Origin of the sequence: Plebeiibacterium marinum (assembly GCF_026013615.1) — a bacterium.
In the GTDB taxonomy this organism is placed as follows: domain Bacteria; phylum Bacteroidota; class Bacteroidia; order Bacteroidales; family Marinilabiliaceae; genus Saccharicrinis; species Saccharicrinis marinus_A.
In genome coordinates this window covers 1-20,812 of sequence record NZ_JAPDPI010000048.1, presented here as the reverse complement: position 1 = coordinate 20,812, position 20,812 = coordinate 1, and the positions used below count along the sequence as shown (strand labels likewise).

The window sequence follows — 20,812 nt, the reverse complement described above, 5'->3', positions numbered from 1 at the left end:
AAAAAAATGGTAACTTTAAAGTAAACAGATGAAATTGTCAATTTTGATACTTGATACTTGTGTCTCGTATATTTATTTTAAACAGAAAACCCAGGAGTATGAAGTGTATAGATAGAGAACCCGTTGTTGCAGGTACGTTTTACGAGTCAGATCCTAAAGAATTAAGGAAACAGTTAAAGGAAATGTTTGCTGATAGCAATGTGTCAAAAGAAAATATATCGGCTATAATAGTGCCCCATGCAGGATATGCTTATTCTGGTGATATTGCAGCCAGGGCTTTTGGACAGCTTAATACAGAGTTGGAGTACGACCATATTTTTATTATTGGCTCTAGTCACCATGTGTCCCTTAAAGGGGCGTCAGTATACAATAAAGGGCATTATAAAACTCCTCTGGGATTGATTCCTGTAGATTTGGATCTGGCTAATCACTTGATTGAATCAAGTACGCATTTTACCTATAATGAAAGTGCCCATGCCGAAGAGCATACCATAGAAGTTCAGCTTCCTTTTTTGCAATACCATTTAAAAAATATAAATAAGATTGTACCTATTATTATTGGAACCCAGAATATTGAAGTGTTAGATCATATTTCTGATGAATTAAAGCCTTATTTTAACGAGAGAAACCTGTTTGTTATCAGCACCGACCTGTCCCATTACCCAAAGGATGAAGATGCAAGGGTAGTAGACGAAAATACAGTGAGTGCCATTTGTTCTAATAAAAAAGCAAATGTTCTTAGTGTTTTGGAGGAAAATAAGAAGCTTTTGATATCGAACCTTTATACCAGTTTGTGCGGGTGGACTTCCGTATATGTTTTGATGGGCCTGACTAATAAAAACAGAAACTACGAATATCGGAGAGTCCTCTATGGTACATCTGGCGATAAGCTTTATCAAAACCGGAGCCGGGTGGTAGGCTATCAGTCCATTGCTGTAGTAAACAAGACAGCTCCTAAAAAAGAATTGCCCCAACATGTTAAAGAAATGCTGTTGCAGGAAGCCAGGAGTGCTATTTGTAACAATTTGGGAATTGATTCTGAAACATCCCCGGATAGTAAAATGCCTCCCGGATTTGAAGGGTATAGGAGTGCCTTTGTTTCGGTTTATGTTTCAGGGGAATTGAGGGGCTGTATCGGCCAATTTGATGCACAGGTAGATTTAATTGAGTTGGTACGGAATAATGCTGTTTCTGCTGCGTTTACAGACAGCCGGTTTCCTCATGTGGAGGCAGAAGAATTACCGGAGCTTAAAATTGAAATTTCAGTACTGACGCCAAAGGAAAAAATCCATAGTATTTCTCAGATAGAGCTAGGGCGTCACGGGGTGTATCTGCAAAAAGGATGGAACAGGGGAACTTTTTTGCCTCAGGTGGCAACAAAAACTCTATGGAGCATGGAAGAATTTCTTGGGCATTTAGCCAGAGATAAGGCTCATATAGGTTATGAAGGTTGGAAAGATGCAGAATTGTTCATATTTGAGGCAATAATTTTTTCAGATTGAATATATGGATGTAAAAAATAAATTATCCCGCAGGCAGTTTATTAAAACAAGTTCAGCCTGTTTTGTTGGGGCTATTGTGCTGCCCTCCTTTGTGGGCTTAAAAAAAAGAGTTCGGTTTGGATGGGTAACCGATATTCATTTTGCTGAAGCAGAAGTAAAGTGGGGGCGGTATTTCAGCGAAAGCAAGGTTAAATTAGCAGAGGCCGTTGACTTGTTTAATGAGCAAGGTGTTGATTTTGTTATTGAAACCGGAGATTTTAAAGATCAAACCTCACCTCCTGTTGAGGAAAATACCCTGAAATACCTGGAGCAAATTGAAGATGTTCTCCGTCAGTTTCGGGGGCCTGTTTATCATGTGCTGGGTAATCATGATATGGATTCATTGTCGAAGCCTCAGTTTTTAAATGGGATAGAAAATACTGGCATACCCAAGGATAAATCATACTATTATTTTGACAGGGGAGGGATGCGGTTTGTTGTGCTGGATGCATGTTACACCAAAAAAGGGGAAGATTATGATCACCATAATTATCACTGGACTGATGCCAATATTCCAGAAGAGCAGCTGATATGGCTCCGGAAGGTATTAGCGCTTTCGCAAGGGCCTGTATTTATGTTTATCCATCAGTTATTGGATGGGAGGGGCGATTTATATGTAAATAACGCCAGGAAGGTACGTAAGGTAATTGAAGAGTCAGGTAAAGTGCAGGCTGTTTTTCAGGGACATAAGCATGAAGGAGGTTGTAATGTGATTAATGATGTTTTATATTTTACCCTAAAAGCTATGGTTGAAGGAAGTGGTGAAATAAACAATAGCTATAGCATTGTTACGGTTGAATCTAATGGTGAAATTAAAATAGAAGGATACCGAAAGGCAGATGATTATGAATATGCAAAATCAAGAACTGTACACAGCTGAATATTGGGAATTGTCAAAAGGAGGTGTCCGCTGTACCTTGTGTCCTCATACCTGCCTTCTTAAAGATGGTGAAACGGGTGTGTGCAGGACAAGGAAGTGTGTTGAGGATAAGTTGGTTTCTCTGGTTTACGGATATCCCTGTGCATTACATATTGATCCAGTTGAAAAGAAACCGCTTTACCATTTTAAACCTTCGTCGCAAACATTTTCATTATCAACCACCGGGTGCAACCTAAGGTGTTTAAACTGTCAGAATTTCAGCATCTCACAGAAGAATTTTTCAGTGGGCGAGTTTGATTATGTAGCTCCTCAGGATATAGTGCGAATGGCCATGGATAAACAGTGCCGATCTGTTTCCTATACCTATACCGAACCCATTATTTATTACGAATATATGAGAGATGTTGCTGTTGTGGCCCATGAAAAGGGACTTGCAAATATTATGGTATCTGCCGGTTATATCAATAAAAAGCCTTTGCGTGATTTGTGCAGGTATATTGATGCTGCTAATATCGACCTAAAGTGTTTTAATAACAAAACTTACCAAAAACTGAGTAAGGTGGATTTAACTCCGGTTTTAAATACACTTGAACTGCTAAAAGAAGAAGGGGTGTGTTTGGAAATCACAAACCTGATGGTTCCCGGGTATACAGATGATTTAAAGGAGATAGGTAAGATGTGCCAATGGTTGGTTGATAAGGGCTTTGATCAGGTACCACTTCATTTTAGCCGTTTTTATGGTACTCACAAACTGAGTCATCTGCAAACCACTTCGATAGAAAAGATGGAAAAGGCCTTTGACATAGCTAAACAAACGGGTATTAAATATGTTTATCTTGGTAATGTGAGGCATACTTCGGCAGAAAACACTTATTGTCCTGCTTGTCATCAGCTTTTAATTGAGCGAAATGGCTATGCTACGCGGGTGAGCGGAATGATAGGGAGTAAATGTACAAAATGCAGTAATGAAATTTATGGAGTTTTTGACTAAGATCAGGTAGGTTCATTGTATAAAAAACGTATTATGATATTAAAAGATTATATAATTATAGGTGGCGGAATCAGTGGTTTGTCCGCTATTAAAGCCATTAGGGAAGAAGATAAAGACTGTTCTGTTTTGTGGATTACAGATGAAGACAGGCTCCCGTATAAACGTACGCAAATTAACAAGAACATTGCAAGTGGTTTTGAAAAGGATGCTTTTGCATTGATTGATCATGATTGGCTGGTTAACAATCATATTGAGTTGTTGTACGATCATGTTCAGGGAATATTGACCGATTCAAGTGAAGTTTCTTTTGCGCATCGGGGACATTTAAAATATAAAAAACTGATAGTTGCCATCGGAAACAAACCTAAGGGGTTAGGCGATTGTATTGTACCCGAAGAAAATAAGTTTGATGTATATACAGCACGTCATGTTGAAAATATTGTGCGTTCAGGGAAAAAAGCTCAAAGATACCTGGTGGTGGGAGCCGGGGTTGAAGGGGTGGAAACCGCCAGCCAGTTGAAGAAAATGGGCAAAGACGTGGTATTGGTGGATCGAAACAAGCAAGTTTTAAAACGGTACCTCAATAAAAAATATTCTGATTTTGTTATTAAATCTACTAAAGAATCAGGAATTGAATTGTTGCTGGGTGTTAAGGAAATAAATTTTGAGGAGGTAGGTGAGGGGCGATATGCCCTGGTAACAGAAGTGGGGAAGATGGAATTTGATGTGGTGATTGCAGCTACAGGATATGAACCCAATATCTCAATTGCCAAAGAAGCTGGCATCGCTTGCAATAGGGGGATTTTGGTAAACGAATGCCTGCAAACTTCTTCCCCGGATATTTATGCTGCAGGAGATGTAGCAGAACACCCGGATGGAATAATAACCGGGTTGTGGCATGCTGCAGAAAAACAAGGTTATGTTGCAGGAAAAAATGCCATGGGCAGGAATGAAGTGTTGACTTTAAAGCCATTTCGAATGAAAACTGAGGTTTTTGGAGAGTTTTATTTTGCTGTAAAGCCGAAGGGTTGCGAGGATAGGGTGGTAACTGAGGTTAAGGGACCGATAGAAAGGGATATTTATATTAAAGATGGAAAGGTTTGTGCCTTGTTGATGAAGAATGATGGAGACAGAGCAAAAATATATCAACAGGCCCTGATGGAACAATGGGATCTGGATAAATTTCACCAGGAAATTCCACTGTAATTTATCATCTTTTGTTTAAGATGCTTTGCTTATTTTCGTGAGCAATCATTAAAATCTGAGCTCTTTAATTTTATATCGAACTCAGGATATTAAACAAAAGTATTATGAGCAATGTAATAGAAACTTGTGTACATTCTGAAATAGGTGAAATTGAAGGGGTGATTTTGCACACTCCTGGGAGTGAAGTTGAAAATATGACTCCGGGAAATGCAGAACGAGCCTTGTACAGTGATATCTTAAACCTTTCGGTAGCCGAACAGGAGTATAAACAATTGAGTGAAGTGCTGTCTAAAATCACCAATACCTTTCAGGTCAAAGATCTGTTGACTGAAATATTGGAAATTCCTGAAGTAAAGGAGGATCTGGTTACACGTATTTGCAAGGTGGAACAGGTTAAAACAATAAAATCCTCCCTGTTAAGTCTTGATCCTGAAAAACTGGCTACGCAAATTATAGAGGGAGTGCCTTTGAATAAGAATACTTTAACTGGATTTTTGTCTGATGAAAGAAATGCATTGCGTCCTTTGCATAACTTCTTTTTTACACGTGATGCATCAATGACCATGTATGATGAGGTGCTTATTGGAAAAATGGCTAATAAGGTTCGGGAAAGGGAATCAAAGGTGATGGAAGCTATCTTTAATCATTCTTCAAAGGTAATGGGCAAAACGGTTAACCCTATGTCGGATAAACATATGAGAGATGAAATTACCATTGAAGGTGGTGATTTTTTGGTGGCAAGAGAAGATATTCTTTTGATTGGTACTGGTGTTAGAACAACTACCCAGGGCATTGACTTTATCATAAAAAAAATAAAAAAAGCAAAAGGGAAGCACAATATTGTTGTCCAGCAACTTCCTTCAAAACCAGAGAGTTTTATCCATTTGGATATGGTCTTTACCCTTTTGGATAGGGATAAGTGTATGGTGTATGACCCTATTATTATGCAACCTAATAAGTACCAAACCATACTTATTTCAATAGATAACGGGAAGGTGCAAAAGATAGAAAAGCAAAATAACCTGGTAGAGTGCCTTCGTGATTTGGGAATGCCATTGGAGCCGGTTTATTGTGGAGGGCGAAAGGATATTTGGATACAGGAAAGAGAACAATGGCACAGTGGAGCCAACTTTTTTGCTGTAGGTCCCGGTAAAGTAATCGGTTATGCCAGAAATGTATATACACTGGAGGAAATGAATAATAATGGCTTTGAAATTATTTCAGCATCTGATGTGATTGCGGATAAGGTAAATCTTTCGGATTATGAAAAATATGTTATTGCCATTAGTGGTTCTGAGTTGGCCAGAGGTGGGGGAGGCGCCCGCTGTATGACCATGCCAATCAGAAGGAGAAAGGTAGAATGGTAGAATTTGCTTGTGCAAAATTACAGCAATAGTATTTTATTATATCTCTGCCAATACTAAATATGTAGTATAACACAAATAAAACACCAGCAAAATGCCGGCTTCCCAGCGGTCAAGTTTTTTTCTTGTTCCGGTTAACATTGAAGCAAATAAAAAAACGGTACCGCCCAAAAGAATATAAAGGTCGATATTAAACTTTGGATTGTAATTGATTGGTTTAATTAATCCGCTTATTGCAAGAATAAACAGTAAATTAAAAATATTTGAACCAATTACATTGCCTATTGCAATATCGGCCTTCCTTTTTATGGCTGCAATAATTGAGGTGACCAGTTCCGGCAGGGATGTTCCTGCTGCAACAATGGTAAGTCCAATTATTTTTTCACTAACCCCCAGGCTATTAGCGATTTTTACGCTATTGGTAACCACTAACTGACCTCCTGCAATTAATCCGGTTAATCCAATTATTATTAAAGCCCATATTTTTATATTTGATTTTTGAACTGTTTCTGTTTGGGCAGTAGTATCTTGTTTCATTTGCTTAAAGACATAAAATAAGAATGTCCCAAACAATAACAGAAGAATAATGCTGTCTACTCTACCTAAACTACTGTTTCCGGAAAAAACAAAATCATTGAATAAAAACAAAATGAATCCTGTTGCAAATAATGAAATGGGAATTTCTTTCCATGCGGTTGAGGATTGAACTGCTATTGGAAATAGCAAACCAGAAATACCGAGGATTATAAATAAGTTGAAATTATTGCTGCCAATAACATTACCTAAAACAATATCGGAATAACCGTTCAGTGAGCCAATAATATTAACAACCAATTCAGGGGCTGATGTACCAAAAGCTACAATTGTTAATCCAATTGCCAAATCTGAAATTTTATATTTTTTTGCTAAAGCGGATGCTCCGTCAACAAGCCAATTTGCACCAAAAATAAGAGCTGTAAATCCGGTAATAACCATTGACAAGGGTAGCAATAAATTCATAGTTGATAAATATTAAGAAAGTAACCATCTCAATAAAACAGTTACTTTTTTTTGTAAGAGACTGCTTTTATTTCTATCTGTTTTTTTACACAAGTTACGCAATGTTTAAATAGGTATAATACGATTATTCGAGAATAATGCCGTAAATGTTAAGTGTTTAATGACTATAGGTTTTGTTATTTGTTTTTACACAATTACTGGTTCTTCAACTAATTCGGGTGGATTTAATAATGAATCATTATTTAGCGCATCCATATGTTCTTCTAGTAGCTTTGTTTGATGAGATTTACCAATGTGAAATAAAGCTTCGCCTTCGTAGATGAGTGGAATGTTGGTTCTACCAATAATAATACCGCTAGATGTTGCTTCAACAATTGTATCAGTTTTACTGGCAGGATTAGAAATATAACCAATTAAATCACCTTTTTTAACCATGTCTCCTAAGGAAACAGTAGCGCGTAATATTCCACTGGTTGAAGCTCTCACCCAAGTGCTGGAGTGTAGAATTACTGATGACTTTTGTTTTCTTTGTGTAGACTTGGTTAACATTCCCAGGTTGTTCATCACGTTTAAAATCCCTCTTACACCAACCCTGATTGATAGTTCATCAAACCTAAGTGCTTCTCCGGATTCATATACCATCACAGGAACATTTATTTGATTAGCAGCTGCCCTTAAAGAACCCAATGGAGGAGCGGAGTGCAAAATAACCGGAGATTCAAATACTTTTGACATAATATTCAATTTATCGTCGTTTAAATCAGCACGAACCTGAGGTAGGTTATCGCGATGTATGGAGGCTGTATGGATATCAATACCTATATCAGAACGGGAAACAACTTCAGTTAGAAAAATATTAGCAAGTCTCCCTGCCATTGAACCAGATCCCACTCCAGGAAAAGATCGGTTCAAATCACGTCTGTCAGGTAGGTATCTTGAATGAGAGTTAAACCCATAAATATTAACAACGGGTACAGCCAACAAAGTTCCTCTCATACGCTTCATGGTATCCATTGATAATAGTCTCCTGATAATTTCCACACCGTTTATTTCATCTCCGTGAATAGCTGCACTGATAAACAAAACAGGACCTTCTTTTTTGCCATGTACTATGTGAACAGGCATTGTTATAGTTGAGTTAGAGTGAAGGGCTGGTAAAGAAAAATAAACCACTTTACTTTCACCTGCTTTTATAAGCTCGTTATTAATTTTAAATTCTTTACGCATATATTAATATTCTTTGTAATTAGGGGGAAACCATTAAAACCCAGACTTTATAGTCCAATAAGACTAACAATATCAGGATTGGTTTTAAGCCCAACACCTGTAAGTCCTTTTTGATTATAATCAATATGTTCCAATACATACCTCATGGCCTCTTTTCTTGCATTATCTTTATTGTTTCCTTTAACAACAATCCAGGGGGAGGTTTGCGTTCCTGTTTTGGCAAACATTAATTCCTTATATCGGGTAAAATCATCCCATTTTAATTGAGCTTGCATGTCCACAGTGCTTAATTTCCAGTTTATTAAAGGATTCAATTTTCGCTCTTCAAGTCTTCCAAACTGTTCTTCTTTGTCAATTGAAAACCACATTTTAAAGAGTATTATCCCATCTTCAATCAACATGTTTTCAAATTGTACCACTTGCTTCATAAACAAGTCGTATTGCTTTTGAGAACAAAAACCCATAACAGGCTCAACAACCGCTCTATTATACCAGCTACGGTCGAAAAAAACAATTTCTCCCGGGCTTGGAAAATGCTGAACATATCGCTGAAAATACCATTGCCCTTTTTCTTGTTCAGTTGGTTTATTCAGAGCTACTACACGGTAATGTCTTGGGTTGATGTATCTGATGAAACGCATAATAGCTCCGCCTTTCCCTGCGCTATCCCTTCCTTCATACAAAATAATAAGTCTGCGATTGGTTTCTATTAACCAACTTTGCATACGTACCATTTCTGTTTGTAGTTGAATATATTCAGGATCGTTCTCAAATGAATGTAAGTGCATAAAGGTGTATAAATTTAAAATATTAGTATAAAATTTATCATTCTATCTGAAGCAATATAAAAAGCATCCGTTTTTAAACATGTTCCTTGGTTTTTTCATACATTTTAGATACTCCTCCAGAAACAATAAACTTCATAGCTAAAGCAGGTTTAATATCAAGCGGTTTTACCTGTTCCTTGGGAACAATAAACATTTCACCTGAAAAATTGTATGAATGTGGAAAATACACGGCTACCTTTTCTTTTTCTTCTATATTGCTTAAATCTTCTTCTGTAAGAAAACCCATTTTTTCCAGATTTGAAACAGGGTTAACCAATACAAGAACAGGTTTATTAAACTTCTTTTCTTTCCCAACAAATGCTGAAAACAAATCATCCATTGTAGAAAAAATAAACCGTAGTAAGGGCACTTTTTCCAATAACTTTTTAAATAATTTCTTAAACGGACGAGCAATTATGCTTTGTCCAACAATGCCAACTACAATAAGAAAGACCACAATAACAATAACTCCAAGACCTGGAATGTCAATGCCTAACGACTTTTCAATATAATCATCCAATAAATTATCTGTAAAATTAAATATCAGATAAATCACATAAATTGTTATAGCTAATGGAGCAATATAAAGTATCCCTTGTAGCAAATAATTTAATAGTTTTTTCATTGAATATAATTTTGAGCTATTTGATTATGACTATGTTGATTGTTTCTTTACAATCCCTCTAAGCAATCGTCCTAAAATATCGGCTCCGGTAATCACATGTTTTACGTCAGACCAAAGTAATATTACATCATTGTCAATTACGTCATCCTCTTCGTTTTGAGGAGTATAATTTAATAGATGGATTATCTCACCTAGCTGCATGTTACTATCCTTGATAATAATAGGCTTGTGAATAAAATCTACCGGATTTGGTTGCTTATTGTCAAAAATTGCAGCACGAAGAAATCCATCTGCATCCATTATGTGGGTTGGATCCAGGTTGTTATCAACAAAAACAACCCATTTCTCTTTCGATTCATTAATCTGGCGCAAAAACAAATCGTGATGTTGCCTGGTGAATTTTGGAAAAACTGGCATCCCATTCTCGTGAGATATTGGAATAATGCTTTTAGGGTGCAATGGCTCACCTTCTTTACTTACCAAAATATCATCGAGTGAAAGAAAGTTAATTGCACCTATGCCTTCGGTTCTGTCAATCTCATTATCAGCTCCATCAATATGTTTTTTTAAAAAGTGCTTTATCTTTTTTTCTTTGAAATATTCAATAGATTCTTTTCCTAGCCAGGCATCTAATAACAATGCGCTTGGCTTGGCTACCGGAAAAAGAATAAACTGGTAAATCTTTAATACCGGAGCAAGCAAAGAGGCCATTTTTAACGAATTTCGCGAAAAATAAGCTTGCGGTGCAATTTCTCCGAATAGTGTAATAGCGAACGTTGAAAACATAAATCCAAAAACTCCCGCTAATACAGAATCAGAAAGTAAGGTAAGTAATACGTTAATTCCAACATTTCCCCATAAAATTGTGGTAAGTAAAAAGTTTGAATCCTTTCGCATATTCAGAACTTTTTGAGCTCCTTTTGAGCTAGAGCCTTCAGCTTCAATTTCGAGCCTTAATCGTGTAAAACTGAAAAATGCTAAATTTAAGCCAGAAAACATTGCAGATTGAGTAATGCAAAAAAATATTCCCAACCATATTAACGTTACATTCATATCTAAAACCATTTATTTTTTTTGAAATAATATAACATAGTACCTGCTACAAAAACCATTACACCCCACATAACAAAATAGGCATTTTTAAAATGTAGTTCCGGAACGTATTCGAAGTTAGTGCCATAAATACCTGCAATAAAAGTTAACGGAATAAATATAGAAGCAAAAATTGTTAGTACTTTCATTACTTCGTTAACCTTATTGCTGAGGTTTGTATTGTACAGGTTAATCAAGTCATTTGTCATCCCAAAATAACTGTCTGCTGCCTCAATAGCTTGCTCTTGTATATCGTATAGTTCCTGAAAGAAAACCAAATTTTCTTCGCTAATTATTTCAGATTTGGCTCTTGTTAAGCGTGTAAGAGCTTCTTTTAATGGTTTTATTGATTTTCTGAAATAAGAGATTTCTGTTTTGTATTGAAACAATTTTTTACTAATCTCTTTTGTAGGGTTGTCCAGCTTTTCCTCTAAAGCTTCAATACTTAAACCGATTTGTTCCAGGTTAATAAGGTAATTATCTACCAAACTATCGGTTAGGGCATATAGCAGATAATCTGTTTTCCTTTGTCTGATTTTACCAAAAGCATTGCGAATACGATTACGAACGGGCTCAAAATGGTCTCCTGTTCGTTCCTGAAAGCTAATCAAAACATTTTCAAGTAATATAAATGAAATTTGCTCAATAGATACCTTGTTTTCTTCCTGATTATAATAAACAGCTTTTGTAATAAAGGTTACAGAATTATGGTCTTCAAAAAATTTTGCTCGTTGCCCAGTATTTAAAATATTTTCTAAGGCCAATGGTGAAATATTAAAGTGTTCACCAATGTGCTTTATCAACTCCGTATTGTGCAGGCCATCAATATTCAGCCAATTGTTATGCGTATTGCTTATGCTTTTTAGGGCTTTATCAATAGTGCCATATTCTGTTTCAGTATTCGTTTCTTTAGAATATTGCATTAATCTAATTCTGGTTCCATCCATTTTTTGTTTACCCATAAATATGAGACTGCCAGGTGCTGCTCCTTTAGCCTTTATTCTGCTTTTTAAAAAACGTGCCATATTTCTAATTTTATTGGTTACTTGGTAGTTTTTGTTCTTTGATGTTTAATTGTAATGGTGAAATTTTATCACCCCAATAAACAGTTGTATGTGGAAATGGGATTTCTATATTTTCTTTGTCAAAAGCTTCTTTCAAACGCTTATTAAATTCTCTGGTAACAACCCATTGCATCGATGGTTTTGTTTTTAGTCGGGCCTTAATAATTAGGGCACTATCTCCAAACTGATCGAGCCCCATTATTTCAATTGGTTCAATGATTTTATCGTTGAACTCTGGATCGTTTTTTAGTTGGTTCCCGGTTGAAGTCATAATATCCATTACTTGTTTAATATTTTCTTTGTATGCAACACCGATGTCAAAAACTGCAGCTGACCAACCTTTGGTTCTGTTTGCAAGGGTATCTATTTTGCCATTTTGAAAAATATGTACTACTCCTGAAAAATCGCGCAAGGTAATTGTTCGCAATTGGATGCTCTCAACCAAACCACTTATGCCATTTATTATTGCAACGTCACCGGTTCTTATCTGGTTTTCTAATAATATAAAAAAACCAGAAATAACGTCTCGTACCAATTCCTGGGCTCCAAAACCAACAGCGAGTCCAACTATTCCTGCACTTGCAATGATAGGTGCAATATTAAATCCTAATTTTTGAAGTACTATCATGCCATATGTGGCAATTAATATAATTTTCACTAATCCTTTTATTATCCCAATTAGCGTATTTATTCTCTTTTTAGCTTCATTGTTATCAATGTCTTTGCTGCTTTCTGCATTGTTTATTAAGGTTTTTTCAAGTTTATTGATTGAAATTTTAAATAAACGAAGTGTGATAATAAGAAGGACAGATAATCCCATTATTATAAGAAGATCTGTCATTGCCCAATCCTTAATTTTATTAATATAATTTATATAGGAGTTGTCAGAAAAGAATCCTTTCATATTTGTTATTTTTCAAATTCTGTTTTAAAAATATTTTCCTTATAATTCTTCACCTCAATAATATCAGCAGGCAAATAAACATTATTGGCATTAAACTCGTTAAGTAATTTTTCTATCACTTTTGTTTTAACTTGCAAGTGAAAGGCTCTTGATTTTGATTTAAAGGTATCAATCCAATATAGCACCTTTACATTAATAGTACTTACCGCCAATTCATCAATTACAACCACAGGTTTTTTATCGCCTTGCAATACTTCTGGAATATTCAGCAGGGCATTGATTATTAAATCCTTTATTTTTTTTATGTCGGATGAATAATCTAAACCTATTGCGATTTCATATCTCAAAAAGCCGTCAATAGTATAATTAAATAAGGGGGCTTTTATCAATTGTGAGTTGGGTATATAAACGTCAATTCCATCAAGGGTTTTAATAACGCTATCACGAGTATTTAATTCATTTACATATCCAACAGTCCCATTAGTCTCTATTAAGTCGCCAATTTTAAAAGGGCTTTTAAATGCCATCAATATCCCGGAAAGAAAGTTTTCTCCTATATCTTTGAAGGCAAACCCAATAATAAAGGTTGTAATTCCGGCACCAGCCATTATGTGTTTGGCTATTCCTCCCAAACCAATAACGTTTAAAAAAAACACGAATCCTGTAATTGTAATGGTAAATGCTACTAACTTTCCAAGAAAAACAGCCAGTAAAGGGTTTTTAGTTTTTGGTTTTATGCGCTTTATAATAATGCTTTTAATTAACCATGATACCAGAACAAAAAGTGATAAAACAATAATTCCTAAGCCTATTTTAGGAAGGAAGGCTATAGTTTTCTCGAAAATGTTATTTAGCTCAATCATAAGTTTTTTATTTTATAATTGTTAGCCAAGGTTTTGAAATTATCTACTTGTAGTTTTTCCCACTCTTTATTGTTTCCTAATTCATTAGCCATTAAGTTGGCTACTTTAGGTGCTATTGCCAGGGATGCTTCAACATCTAAAAACAATAGCCTTGTTCTTCGTGCCAGAAAATCTTCAATACCTCGTGCCATTTCGTTTCTCACAGCCCAAATAACTTCTCCTTCAACATGAGAATATGCAGGATGAAGCCTGTTTTTGAAGCTAGGCTTTTTATTTAGTAATTGTTCAAGTTCTGGAGCTGCCGAACCGTATTGTTTTATATCTCCAAAAATATCAGAATGCTCGTGGTATCCGTATATCTGCAATCTTTCAGTAACACACTGTTTAAATTCTAAATTCCCTACTAACATTGCTTGCTCCATAACATCTTCTGCCATCTTTCTGTAGGTTGTCCATTTTCCTCCTGCAATTGATAACAAACCGCTTCGGGAAATGTTAATGGTGTGTTCCCGTGATATTGCAGCTGTATTTTTGCTGTCTTTCTCCATAACTAAGGGGCGTAATCCTACAAAAATGCTTTTAATATCAGCGTAAGTAGGGTCATTAATTAAATATCGCGAAGCGTGCGTAATCAGGAATTCAATTTCTTCATTAAGAGCAATTGGTTCTAATGTAAAATCTGTTACCGGAGTGTCGGTTGTTCCAACTATAATTTTATTGTACCACGGCACAGCAAACAAAACCCTACCATCATCGGTTTGAGGAACCATTATAGCACTATCGCCGGGTAAAAACTTTTTATCCAGCACAATATGAACTCCCTGACTGCTTGTCATTATTGGGGGAGCGTTTACATCGTCCAATTTTCTTATGACATCGGTAAATACGCCCGTAGCATTAACAACCACTTTAGATTTTACGGTGTATTGTTTACCTGTTTCCTGATCTTCAAGTATTACTCCTTCAACTAAATCATCCTTTTTGAGGATAGATATTACTTTTATGTAATTTGTAATGGAAGCACCTTGTTCGTATGCAGTTTGCGCAAGGTTTATGAGTAATCTGGCATCATCGAATTGACCATCATGATAAATAATTCCACCTCGAAGCCCTTCTGTTTCAATGGTTGGTATTTTATTGACAGTTTCTTCTTTTGATAAAAACTTAGAGTCTCCAAGCCCCAATTTCCCGGCAAGCATATCATAGAGTTTTAAACCTATTCCGTAAAAAGGTCCTTCCCACCAGTCATAGGTAGGTACTACAAACTCTAAGTCACTTACCAAATGAGGAGCATTCTGCTTCATAATGCCTCGCTCTTTCAAAGCCTCAAGTACCAAGGAAATATTTCCCTGCTGTAAATACCTGACGCCTCCATGAGCCAACTTAGTGCTTCTGCTTGATGTGCCTTTTCCGAAATCGGCTTGTTCAACCAATAAAGTTTTATAACCACGTGATGCAGCATCTACTGCTGTTCCTATACCGGTTGCACCACCTCCAATGATAACTATATCCCAAATAATTGAATTGTCTGCAATTTCAGACAGTATTTTATTTCTATCCATTTAATTGATATTTAATCGGTCTTTAACAAACTCGGCTTGTACCTTAATGTCTTCAACAAATTGCTCTAATTTGTCTGCAACTTTATATGCAAATTTTTTCTCTTTCGTATTGATAAACTCATTAAGTATTTTTGACATTTCAGGAGTTCGTAAGTAACCAAATGATTTATGAGGGTTTTTGTGTTTTTTTATTTCATAATCGTTGACCACTAAAAAATCAAAAGGAGAAACTCCTTTTTCATTTGGGCTAAAATCATCATTCAATTTGTAATTTAAGGCAACCTTGTCGTTAATATCAGCGAGGTTAAACCAATTAGTGCTTACTCCTGGTGGAGTTGCCATATATTTATGTCCATCAGGATGTTTTTTGTGTTCGGCAGCAATTTTACTTACCACTACTGGCAATCCTAAAGGAGATCCGATGGTTACAAGCGTATGGATATTTGTTTCTGGCATCAAAAAAGTTAAAACATCAAATGCCACAATTGACCCCATCGAATGAGCAATTATTAATATTTCATACCCCTCATATTTATTTAAGATTTCAATTATTCTTTTCCTTATTAAGTGTTTTGCCTTACAGGTTTGGTCATATTCATCTTTACATTCTTCAATGTAATAGGTGTTTAAATCCTTAAAAAAATTCTCAAGGATAAAGTCGGTAATAAAGCCATAGTTTAATGTTTTATCTTCATTCAAGAATATTTTATTAAGCTGAGCTGAGATAAAATCAATTAAATCTTGTTTGAAAGAACTGTCTTCTGATTCAAAGTTTTTAGGTGATTTTTTGTATGGTTCATCAAGGAAATAAGGGCTATCCTTATCCTTCATCCATTTATCAAGAGGTTTTTCATAAAGAATATCAGCCCAGTATACTAATTCAAAATCAACCAATTCATTTTTAAATCCACTTTTATTAAAACCTTCTTTAATTGCATCTTTCCACCATTTTTTAAGAAGGTATTTAGGTGGTTTATTTCCAAGGCCATGAATGCCTATAATTACTTTCTTCATTGTTTTGTTCCTACAAGTTGTTTCGTTAACCATTCAGCTCGGTCTGTTGTTATGGCATCAACTCCATAATTAATTACATTTTGTGCTTTATACAGGTCATTAACAGTCCAGACATAAACAAGTAAGCCTTCCTTTTTGAAGGCTTTTACGAATGAATGTTTTATTACTTTACCAGCCCAAACATTAACACCATCAAGATTGCTTTTTTTTACCTTGTTGATAATCTTATTTAGATTTATTCGAATCAACCAATGCGGTAGATAATAATCTAAGTCCAGTAACCATAAAGCTTTATAATGAGGAGCTTGTTTTTTTATTTCAGTAATAACCCCAAAATTAAAGGCGATAATTTCAATTTGAGAGTTTCTAAGGGTTGATGTTTTTAATATCTGAATTAATGGATTTATAATTTCTTTGCCACATTTTATTTCAATAATAATTTGGGCTTCAGAAGGAACGGTTTTTAAAATCTCTATTAAAGTAGGTATTCTTTCATCAATAAATTTAATAGATTTTTTTCTTCCAATATCAACACACTTTAGTTCTGTCAAGTTTGACTTTTTTACATATAGTTTTTTATCTCCAACCCGTCCGGTGTGTTTATCATGAATAACTAAAACTTCGTTGTCTGCAGTAAGGTGTACATCTATTTCAACAGCATTTGCACCTCTTTTCCAAGCCTGTTCAATGGATGAAAGTGAGTTTTCAGGAGCATCAAAAGACTCTCCTCTATGGGCAATAATGGTTTGTGAAAGTATGTTCATTATTATTGGCTTTTAAAAATACAATAATAATATAGATTTATTAATATTATAGAAGAATTAGCAATTTATTATGAATTTGTATTTGATGCAGATGGCATTATCAGAGGTTCTTTCGTAGATATTGGTTCATATAAGACTGCAGACTTTATTTTGGCTTAAGATTGTATATGGAAATAGACAATTTATAAACTTCAATAATCCAAATGTACTGATCATTGAAAAAATGAAGAAGGGCGACCATCAAACATTATGATGGTCGCCCTCACATTACCCAGACAAAATAAACAAACTAACCTATTAAAACTATAAAAAACTATTTCAAAAGTTTACCAACCTCATCCCAGTTCACTACATTCCAAAATGCACTGATATAATCCGGGCGGAGGTTTTGGTATTTTAAATAATATGCATGTTCCCATACATCAAGGGCTAACACAGGAGTTCCTTTTACTTCAGAAATATCCATAAGTGGGTTGTCCTGATTAGCTGTTGAAGTTATAACAAGACTGCCGTCAGATTGTTTAACCAACCAGGCCCATCCAGATCCAAATCTGGTGGCAGCAGCCTTCGAAAATTGGTCTTTGAAAGCATCAAAAGACCCAAAGTTCTTTTCTACGGCTTGAAGAACTTCTCCTGCAGGTATACCGCCGCCATTAGGCGACATCACTTTCCAAAATAAATTGTGGTTGAAAAAACCACCACCGTTATTTCTTACAGCAACCGGGTGTTTAGAAACATCTGCAAGAATATCTTCAATTGACTTTCCTGCCAGATCGGTTCCGTCAATGGCTGCATTTAAATTATTGGTATACCCTGCGTGATGCTTACTGTGGTGTATTTCCATAGTTCTTGCATCTATATGAGGTTCTAAAGCGTTATATGCGTAATCTAATTTTGGTAATTCAAAAGCCATAATTATTAAATATTATAATAGTTCAACAAATTGTTAATGGATGATTTTAATTTGTTGTAATAAAAGATAAACACATCTGTATATCATCAAATATTAAAATCACAAGTAAAACATCAGTGTTTGCAAAATGTTTACGAGAAGTGTATTTTTTTTAACTTCGCAGCAAAATAATTTCTGATACTGTGCATAGAGACATACTTAAACTATCCATTCCCAATATTTTAACAAATCTTACTGTTCCGCTTTTAAGTATGGTGGATTTACACCTGATGGGCTATTTAAATTCCGAAATGTTTATGGGGGCAGTTGCTTTAGGGGGCGTAATCTTCAATTTTGTGTACTGGGGGTTTGCTTTCTTGCGCATGAGCATAAGTGGTATGGCAGCCCAGTCGTTTGGAAGGAAGAATGATAAAGAGTCGGCCATGGTTTTTTATAGAGGGTTATTCATCGCCCTGAGTGGCAGTTTGTTATTGCTGGTTTTTCAGGTAGGGCTTGAAAAACTGAGTTTTTTGATTTTAGAAGGATCGCCGGGAGTAAAGGATTTGGCAAGGAGTTACTTTTATGTGCGCATTTGGGCAGCCCCTGCAGCAATTTCGCTTATGGTGATAAATGGTTGGTTTTTGGGGATGCAGAATGCCCTTTACCCAATGATTATTTCAGTTTTGATAAACATAGTAAATATTGGTTGTAGCTTTCTGTTTGTAAAAGAGTTTGGATTGGAAGAGAGGGGTGTGGCACTGGGTTCTGTAATTGCACAATATGTTGGTTTTATTCTTGCTGTAATTTTGTTTTTAAAGAAATATAACTGGGTTTTTCACCATTTTAAGGTTAAAGCCATAATTGTTATAACTGAGTTTAAAAAGTTTTTAAATGTAAGTGGCGATATATTTATCCGAACCTGGTGTGTTATTGCGGTATTCACTTTTTTCACCTCCCAATCAGCAGGTTATGGAGATGTGGCACTTGCAGCCAATAGTGCCTTGATTCAGTTTTTGTTCTTGTTCTCCTATTTTTTAGATGGATTTGCGTATGCAGCTGAAGCTATCGTAGGTAAATATTTTGGTGCCAAAAACAAAATAAAACTGGTTGAGGCTTCTAAAAAACTATTCTATTGGGGATTTCTCTTTGGAGCTTCTTTTACTGTAGCTTATATGTTGTGGGGCGATCATTTTTTACGTTTGTTTACCGATAAGGCGAATGTATTGCAAGAGGCTTCACAATATATAATGTGGCTTGTTTTTATTCCTATTGCCAGTTTTGGTTCATTTATCTGGGATGGTATTTATATTGGGGCAACTGCATCTAAGGCCATGAGAAATACCATGCTGATTTCTTCTGTTGTATTCTTTTTTGGCACTTACTATTTCTTTAAGGAAATAATGGGTATCCATGCATTATGGATGGGGATGTTGTTATTTATGCTTTCCAGGAGTGTTTCTCAAAGTATACTGGCAAAAAAAGCTGTGTATGTAAAGCTTGGCTGAGTTTGTTTAAGGATAGTGGTTCCGGTATATAGTACTTACAAGAAAACTCGTTTTTTCCCAACCAGCAGTGCACGAGAGGCTTCCCCTTCAGAGCCTGTCCCGAACTTGTATTCGGGAGGACGAGGGGTGAGCGATGGGGTTAACTATAAAACAGGAGTTTTCTTTCAGAGACTATATAACGGAAAAAGGAAGTTTGTATGGCAGTTTAAAGTTAAGCACTCTTGTAACTCATATAAAAGGCACACTAAAGTCAGACCAAACTCACTGTTTAGTGAGTTTGGTCTGACTTTAGTGTGAGAAGTGTGTATGTATCAAGTGAGTTTCATTCTGAAGTTTTATTTAAACTTTTTATGTAAATATTTATCCGTGTTTATAGTTTTTAACTTGTCTTACCTATAAATAGGATAAACTTTTTATAATGACTAATCTTAAACTTATATTGATCCTTGTGGGAATGGTATTCTCTTCTGTTTCCTTTTCTCAGGTAGAGGATATTAAAAGTAGTATCGAAAACGATAAACATTCAAAGCCAATAAGGTACGAAGGTACAAGCTCTGTTCGTTCGTGCTGTTCTCATTCTTCATACTCCGATGATATGGATTTAGGCGAGAGTCTGCTTGCTGAAATTGTATTTGGGGTTGTAAAGGGCGTGGGTTTTATTACTATTGAAGCCCAGCGAACAGCACTTGAAAACAGGGATGTTATCCCAAATCTAATTTCAATGGAAACTACGCTGGATTATGGTACTACATTTCAGGATATTACTTTTAATCCTTCTTTAAGGTTGAACTGGGGCATATTTGCTACGGATTTTAGATATGCACTTTTACATGATAACACCGGTTCTTTGGAATCGTTGGACTGGCAGATGTTGGTGGCAAGGATACCTGTTAAAAACCTGAAGTTAAATTATGGAGTTGGGTTTACTTCCATTATGTCGCCTAAAACTTCTTATTTTGAGAGTTCTGCCGGGTTTGACCTGAATCTTTTTGAAAGCACATTGAACTTTAATGCAAATTACCGGTGGACAGAAAGGAAGTCGGAGAAAAGGTACCGCCAGGAACTGAAGTTTACCGGAGATGTAGAAGTGTTAAATAATGGCCGGTTGCATTTGTCGCCTATGGTTGGAGTAACCTATCAGGAATATTTTAATCGCGATAGATATTTGTTGTTTAATGTAGGGGTGAAGATGAGGATATTTTAATTAGTGTTGGCAAGAAAACTGCTGAAATTTTTGTTAGCCTACCCAGACCCCTCAGTCCCCTAAAGGGGAAGTTGCTTCCGCACAGTGCGTTGGAGTTTTCCCCTTTAGAGCTTGTCCCGATCAAACGGGAGGAATCAAAGAGGTGAGCGTAGTAATCGTGAGTTTTCTTGCAGGAACTAATTAACCAGTCAGATATTTAGTCAATCCTTAAAAATGGAATAGATTGTTGATAACCAGTTAATAAGCTTTTATTCTTAAGTTTATAATTCTGCAAGCAAATGAGTATTT

The 20,812-nt window shown here is 35.7% G+C and carries 19 protein-coding genes; 7 read left to right on the top strand and 12 right to left on the bottom strand.

The window, feature by feature from the left end; all coding sequences use genetic code 11:
- The first annotated feature begins 98 nt into the window (after nt 1–98).
- From amrB to OM074_RS17820, 5 genes are all read left to right on the top strand, one after another.
- On the top strand, nt 99–1,502 hold the full coding sequence (gene amrB, locus OM074_RS17840) for an AmmeMemoRadiSam system protein B (protein WP_301201915.1): 1,404 nt from the start codon (nt 99–101) through the stop codon (nt 1,500–1,502).
- A 4-nt stretch (nt 1,503–1,506) separates the two neighbouring features.
- A complete protein-coding gene (locus tag OM074_RS17835) occupies nt 1,507–2,421 on the top strand; it encodes a metallophosphoesterase (protein WP_301201913.1) in 915 nt (304 codons plus the stop codon).
- Nucleotides 2,393–3,412, top strand: a complete 1,020-nt coding sequence (amrS, locus tag OM074_RS17830) for an AmmeMemoRadiSam system radical SAM enzyme (protein ID WP_301201911.1) — start codon at nt 2,393–2,395, stop codon at nt 3,410–3,412. The genes OM074_RS17835 and amrS overlap by 29 nt, the downstream gene beginning before the upstream one ends.
- Nucleotides 3,413–3,445: 33 nt before the next feature.
- The gene (locus OM074_RS17825) at nt 3,446–4,618 is read left to right on the top strand and encodes an NAD(P)/FAD-dependent oxidoreductase (RefSeq protein ID WP_301201910.1); all 1,173 of its coding nucleotides are present in this window, start codon (nt 3,446–3,448) and stop codon (nt 4,616–4,618) included.
- Between the two features lie 104 nt (nt 4,619–4,722).
- Nucleotides 4,723–5,985: an arginine deiminase gene (locus OM074_RS17820; protein ID WP_301201909.1), complete on the top strand. Its 1,263-nt coding sequence runs from the start codon at nt 4,723–4,725 to the stop codon at nt 5,983–5,985.
- A gap of 36 nt (nt 5,986–6,021) precedes the next feature.
- Here the strand turns inward: OM074_RS17820 and OM074_RS17815 are convergent, their stop codons facing one another.
- From OM074_RS17815 to OM074_RS17760, 12 genes are all read right to left on the bottom strand, one after another.
- On the bottom strand, nt 6,022–6,981 hold the full coding sequence (locus OM074_RS17815; protein ID WP_301201908.1) for a calcium/sodium antiporter: 960 nt from the start codon (nt 6,979–6,981) through the stop codon (nt 6,022–6,024).
- Between the two features lie 186 nt (nt 6,982–7,167).
- Nucleotides 7,168–8,208 (bottom strand): succinylglutamate desuccinylase/aspartoacylase family protein, encoded by a 1,041-nt coding sequence (locus tag OM074_RS17810; RefSeq protein WP_301201907.1) that lies wholly within the window; start codon nt 8,206–8,208, stop codon nt 7,168–7,170.
- Nucleotides 8,209–8,255: 47 nt separating this feature from the next.
- The gene (ppk2, locus tag OM074_RS17805) at nt 8,256–8,996 is read right to left on the bottom strand and encodes a polyphosphate kinase 2 (protein WP_301201906.1); all 741 of its coding nucleotides are present in this window, start codon (nt 8,994–8,996) and stop codon (nt 8,256–8,258) included.
- 73 nt (nt 8,997–9,069) lie between these two features.
- On the bottom strand, nt 9,070–9,660 hold the full coding sequence (locus OM074_RS17800) for a DUF502 domain-containing protein (RefSeq protein ID WP_301201905.1): 591 nt from the start codon (nt 9,658–9,660) through the stop codon (nt 9,070–9,072).
- A 30-nt stretch (nt 9,661–9,690) separates the two neighbouring features.
- The gene (locus OM074_RS17795; RefSeq protein WP_301201904.1) at nt 9,691–10,713 is read right to left on the bottom strand and encodes a DUF21 domain-containing protein; all 1,023 of its coding nucleotides are present in this window, start codon (nt 10,711–10,713) and stop codon (nt 9,691–9,693) included.
- 2 nt (nt 10,714–10,715) lie between these two features.
- Nucleotides 10,716–11,777 carry a magnesium/cobalt transporter CorA gene (corA, locus tag OM074_RS17790; RefSeq protein WP_301201903.1) on the bottom strand — a complete coding sequence of 354 codons (1,062 nt, stop codon included), beginning with the start codon at nt 11,775–11,777 and terminating at the stop codon, nt 10,716–10,718.
- A 10-nt stretch (nt 11,778–11,787) separates the two neighbouring features.
- Entirely contained in the window at nt 11,788–12,720 is a 933-nt protein-coding gene (locus OM074_RS17785; protein ID WP_301201902.1) for a mechanosensitive ion channel family protein, read from the bottom strand.
- 5 nt (nt 12,721–12,725) lie between these two features.
- Nucleotides 12,726–13,583, bottom strand: a complete 858-nt coding sequence (locus OM074_RS17780) for a mechanosensitive ion channel family protein (protein WP_301201901.1) — start codon at nt 13,581–13,583, stop codon at nt 12,726–12,728.
- Nucleotides 13,580–15,145 carry a glycerol-3-phosphate dehydrogenase/oxidase gene (locus OM074_RS17775; protein WP_301201900.1) on the bottom strand — a complete coding sequence of 522 codons (1,566 nt, stop codon included), beginning with the start codon at nt 15,143–15,145 and terminating at the stop codon, nt 13,580–13,582. The genes OM074_RS17780 and OM074_RS17775 overlap by 4 nt, the downstream gene beginning before the upstream one ends.
- Nucleotides 15,146–16,159 carry a PGAP1-like alpha/beta domain-containing protein gene (locus tag OM074_RS17770; protein ID WP_301201899.1) on the bottom strand — a complete coding sequence of 338 codons (1,014 nt, stop codon included), beginning with the start codon at nt 16,157–16,159 and terminating at the stop codon, nt 15,146–15,148.
- The gene (locus OM074_RS17765; protein ID WP_301201898.1) at nt 16,156–16,923 is read right to left on the bottom strand and encodes a glycerophosphodiester phosphodiesterase family protein; all 768 of its coding nucleotides are present in this window, start codon (nt 16,921–16,923) and stop codon (nt 16,156–16,158) included. Before OM074_RS17765 ends, OM074_RS17770 begins: the two co-directional genes overlap by 4 nt.
- 313 nt (nt 16,924–17,236) lie before the next feature.
- Nucleotides 17,237–17,836, bottom strand: coding sequence for a superoxide dismutase (locus OM074_RS17760; protein ID WP_301201897.1), 600 nt, complete (start codon nt 17,834–17,836; stop codon nt 17,237–17,239).
- A 182-nt stretch (nt 17,837–18,018) separates the two neighbouring features.
- Between OM074_RS17760 and OM074_RS17755 the strand changes: the two genes are divergently transcribed.
- Both OM074_RS17755 and OM074_RS17750 read left to right on the top strand, forming a co-directional pair.
- On the top strand, nt 18,019–19,320 hold the full coding sequence (locus OM074_RS17755; RefSeq protein WP_301201896.1) for an MATE family efflux transporter: 1,302 nt from the start codon (nt 18,019–18,021) through the stop codon (nt 19,318–19,320).
- Between the two features lie 418 nt (nt 19,321–19,738).
- The gene (locus OM074_RS17750; protein ID WP_301201895.1) at nt 19,739–20,524 is read left to right on the top strand and encodes a hypothetical protein; all 786 of its coding nucleotides are present in this window, start codon (nt 19,739–19,741) and stop codon (nt 20,522–20,524) included.
- Nucleotides 20,525–20,812 lie beyond the last annotated feature (288 nt).

Bases quoted from the DNA above. Each gene is read 5' to 3' on its own strand.
- amrB (WP_301201915.1), top strand. From the start codon at position 99: ATGAAGTGTATAGATAGAGAACCCGTTGTTGCAGGTACGTTTTACGAG.
- OM074_RS17835 (WP_301201913.1), top strand. From the start codon at position 1,507: ATGGATGTAAAAAATAAATTATCCCGCAGGCAGTTTATTAAAACAAGT.
- amrS (WP_301201911.1), top strand. From the start codon at position 2,393: ATGCAAAATCAAGAACTGTACACAGCTGAATATTGGGAATTGTCAAAA.
- OM074_RS17825 (WP_301201910.1), top strand. From the start codon at position 3,446: ATGATATTAAAAGATTATATAATTATAGGTGGCGGAATCAGTGGTTTG.
- OM074_RS17820 (WP_301201909.1), top strand. From the start codon at position 4,723: ATGAGCAATGTAATAGAAACTTGTGTACATTCTGAAATAGGTGAAATT.
- OM074_RS17815 (WP_301201908.1), bottom strand. From the start codon at position 6,981: ATGAATTTATTGCTACCCTTGTCAATGGTTATTACCGGATTTACAGCT.
- OM074_RS17810 (WP_301201907.1), bottom strand. From the start codon at position 8,208: ATGCGTAAAGAATTTAAAATTAATAACGAGCTTATAAAAGCAGGTGAA.
- ppk2 (WP_301201906.1), bottom strand. From the start codon at position 8,996: ATGCACTTACATTCATTTGAGAACGATCCTGAATATATTCAACTACAA.
- OM074_RS17800 (WP_301201905.1), bottom strand. From the start codon at position 9,660: ATGAAAAAACTATTAAATTATTTGCTACAAGGGATACTTTATATTGCT.
- OM074_RS17795 (WP_301201904.1), bottom strand. From the start codon at position 10,713: ATGAATGTAACGTTAATATGGTTGGGAATATTTTTTTGCATTACTCAA.
- corA (WP_301201903.1), bottom strand. From the start codon at position 11,777: ATGGCACGTTTTTTAAAAAGCAGAATAAAGGCTAAAGGAGCAGCACCT.
- OM074_RS17785 (WP_301201902.1), bottom strand. From the start codon at position 12,720: ATGAAAGGATTCTTTTCTGACAACTCCTATATAAATTATATTAATAAA.
- OM074_RS17780 (WP_301201901.1), bottom strand. From the start codon at position 13,583: ATGATTGAGCTAAATAACATTTTCGAGAAAACTATAGCCTTCCTTCCT.
- OM074_RS17775 (WP_301201900.1), bottom strand. From the start codon at position 15,145: ATGGATAGAAATAAAATACTGTCTGAAATTGCAGACAATTCAATTATT.
- OM074_RS17770 (WP_301201899.1), bottom strand. From the start codon at position 16,159: ATGAAGAAAGTAATTATAGGCATTCATGGCCTTGGAAATAAACCACCT.
- OM074_RS17765 (WP_301201898.1), bottom strand. From the start codon at position 16,923: ATGAACATACTTTCACAAACCATTATTGCCCATAGAGGAGAGTCTTTT.
- OM074_RS17760 (WP_301201897.1), bottom strand. From the start codon at position 17,836: ATGGCTTTTGAATTACCAAAATTAGATTACGCATATAACGCTTTAGAA.
- OM074_RS17750 (WP_301201895.1), top strand. From the start codon at position 19,739: ATGACTAATCTTAAACTTATATTGATCCTTGTGGGAATGGTATTCTCT.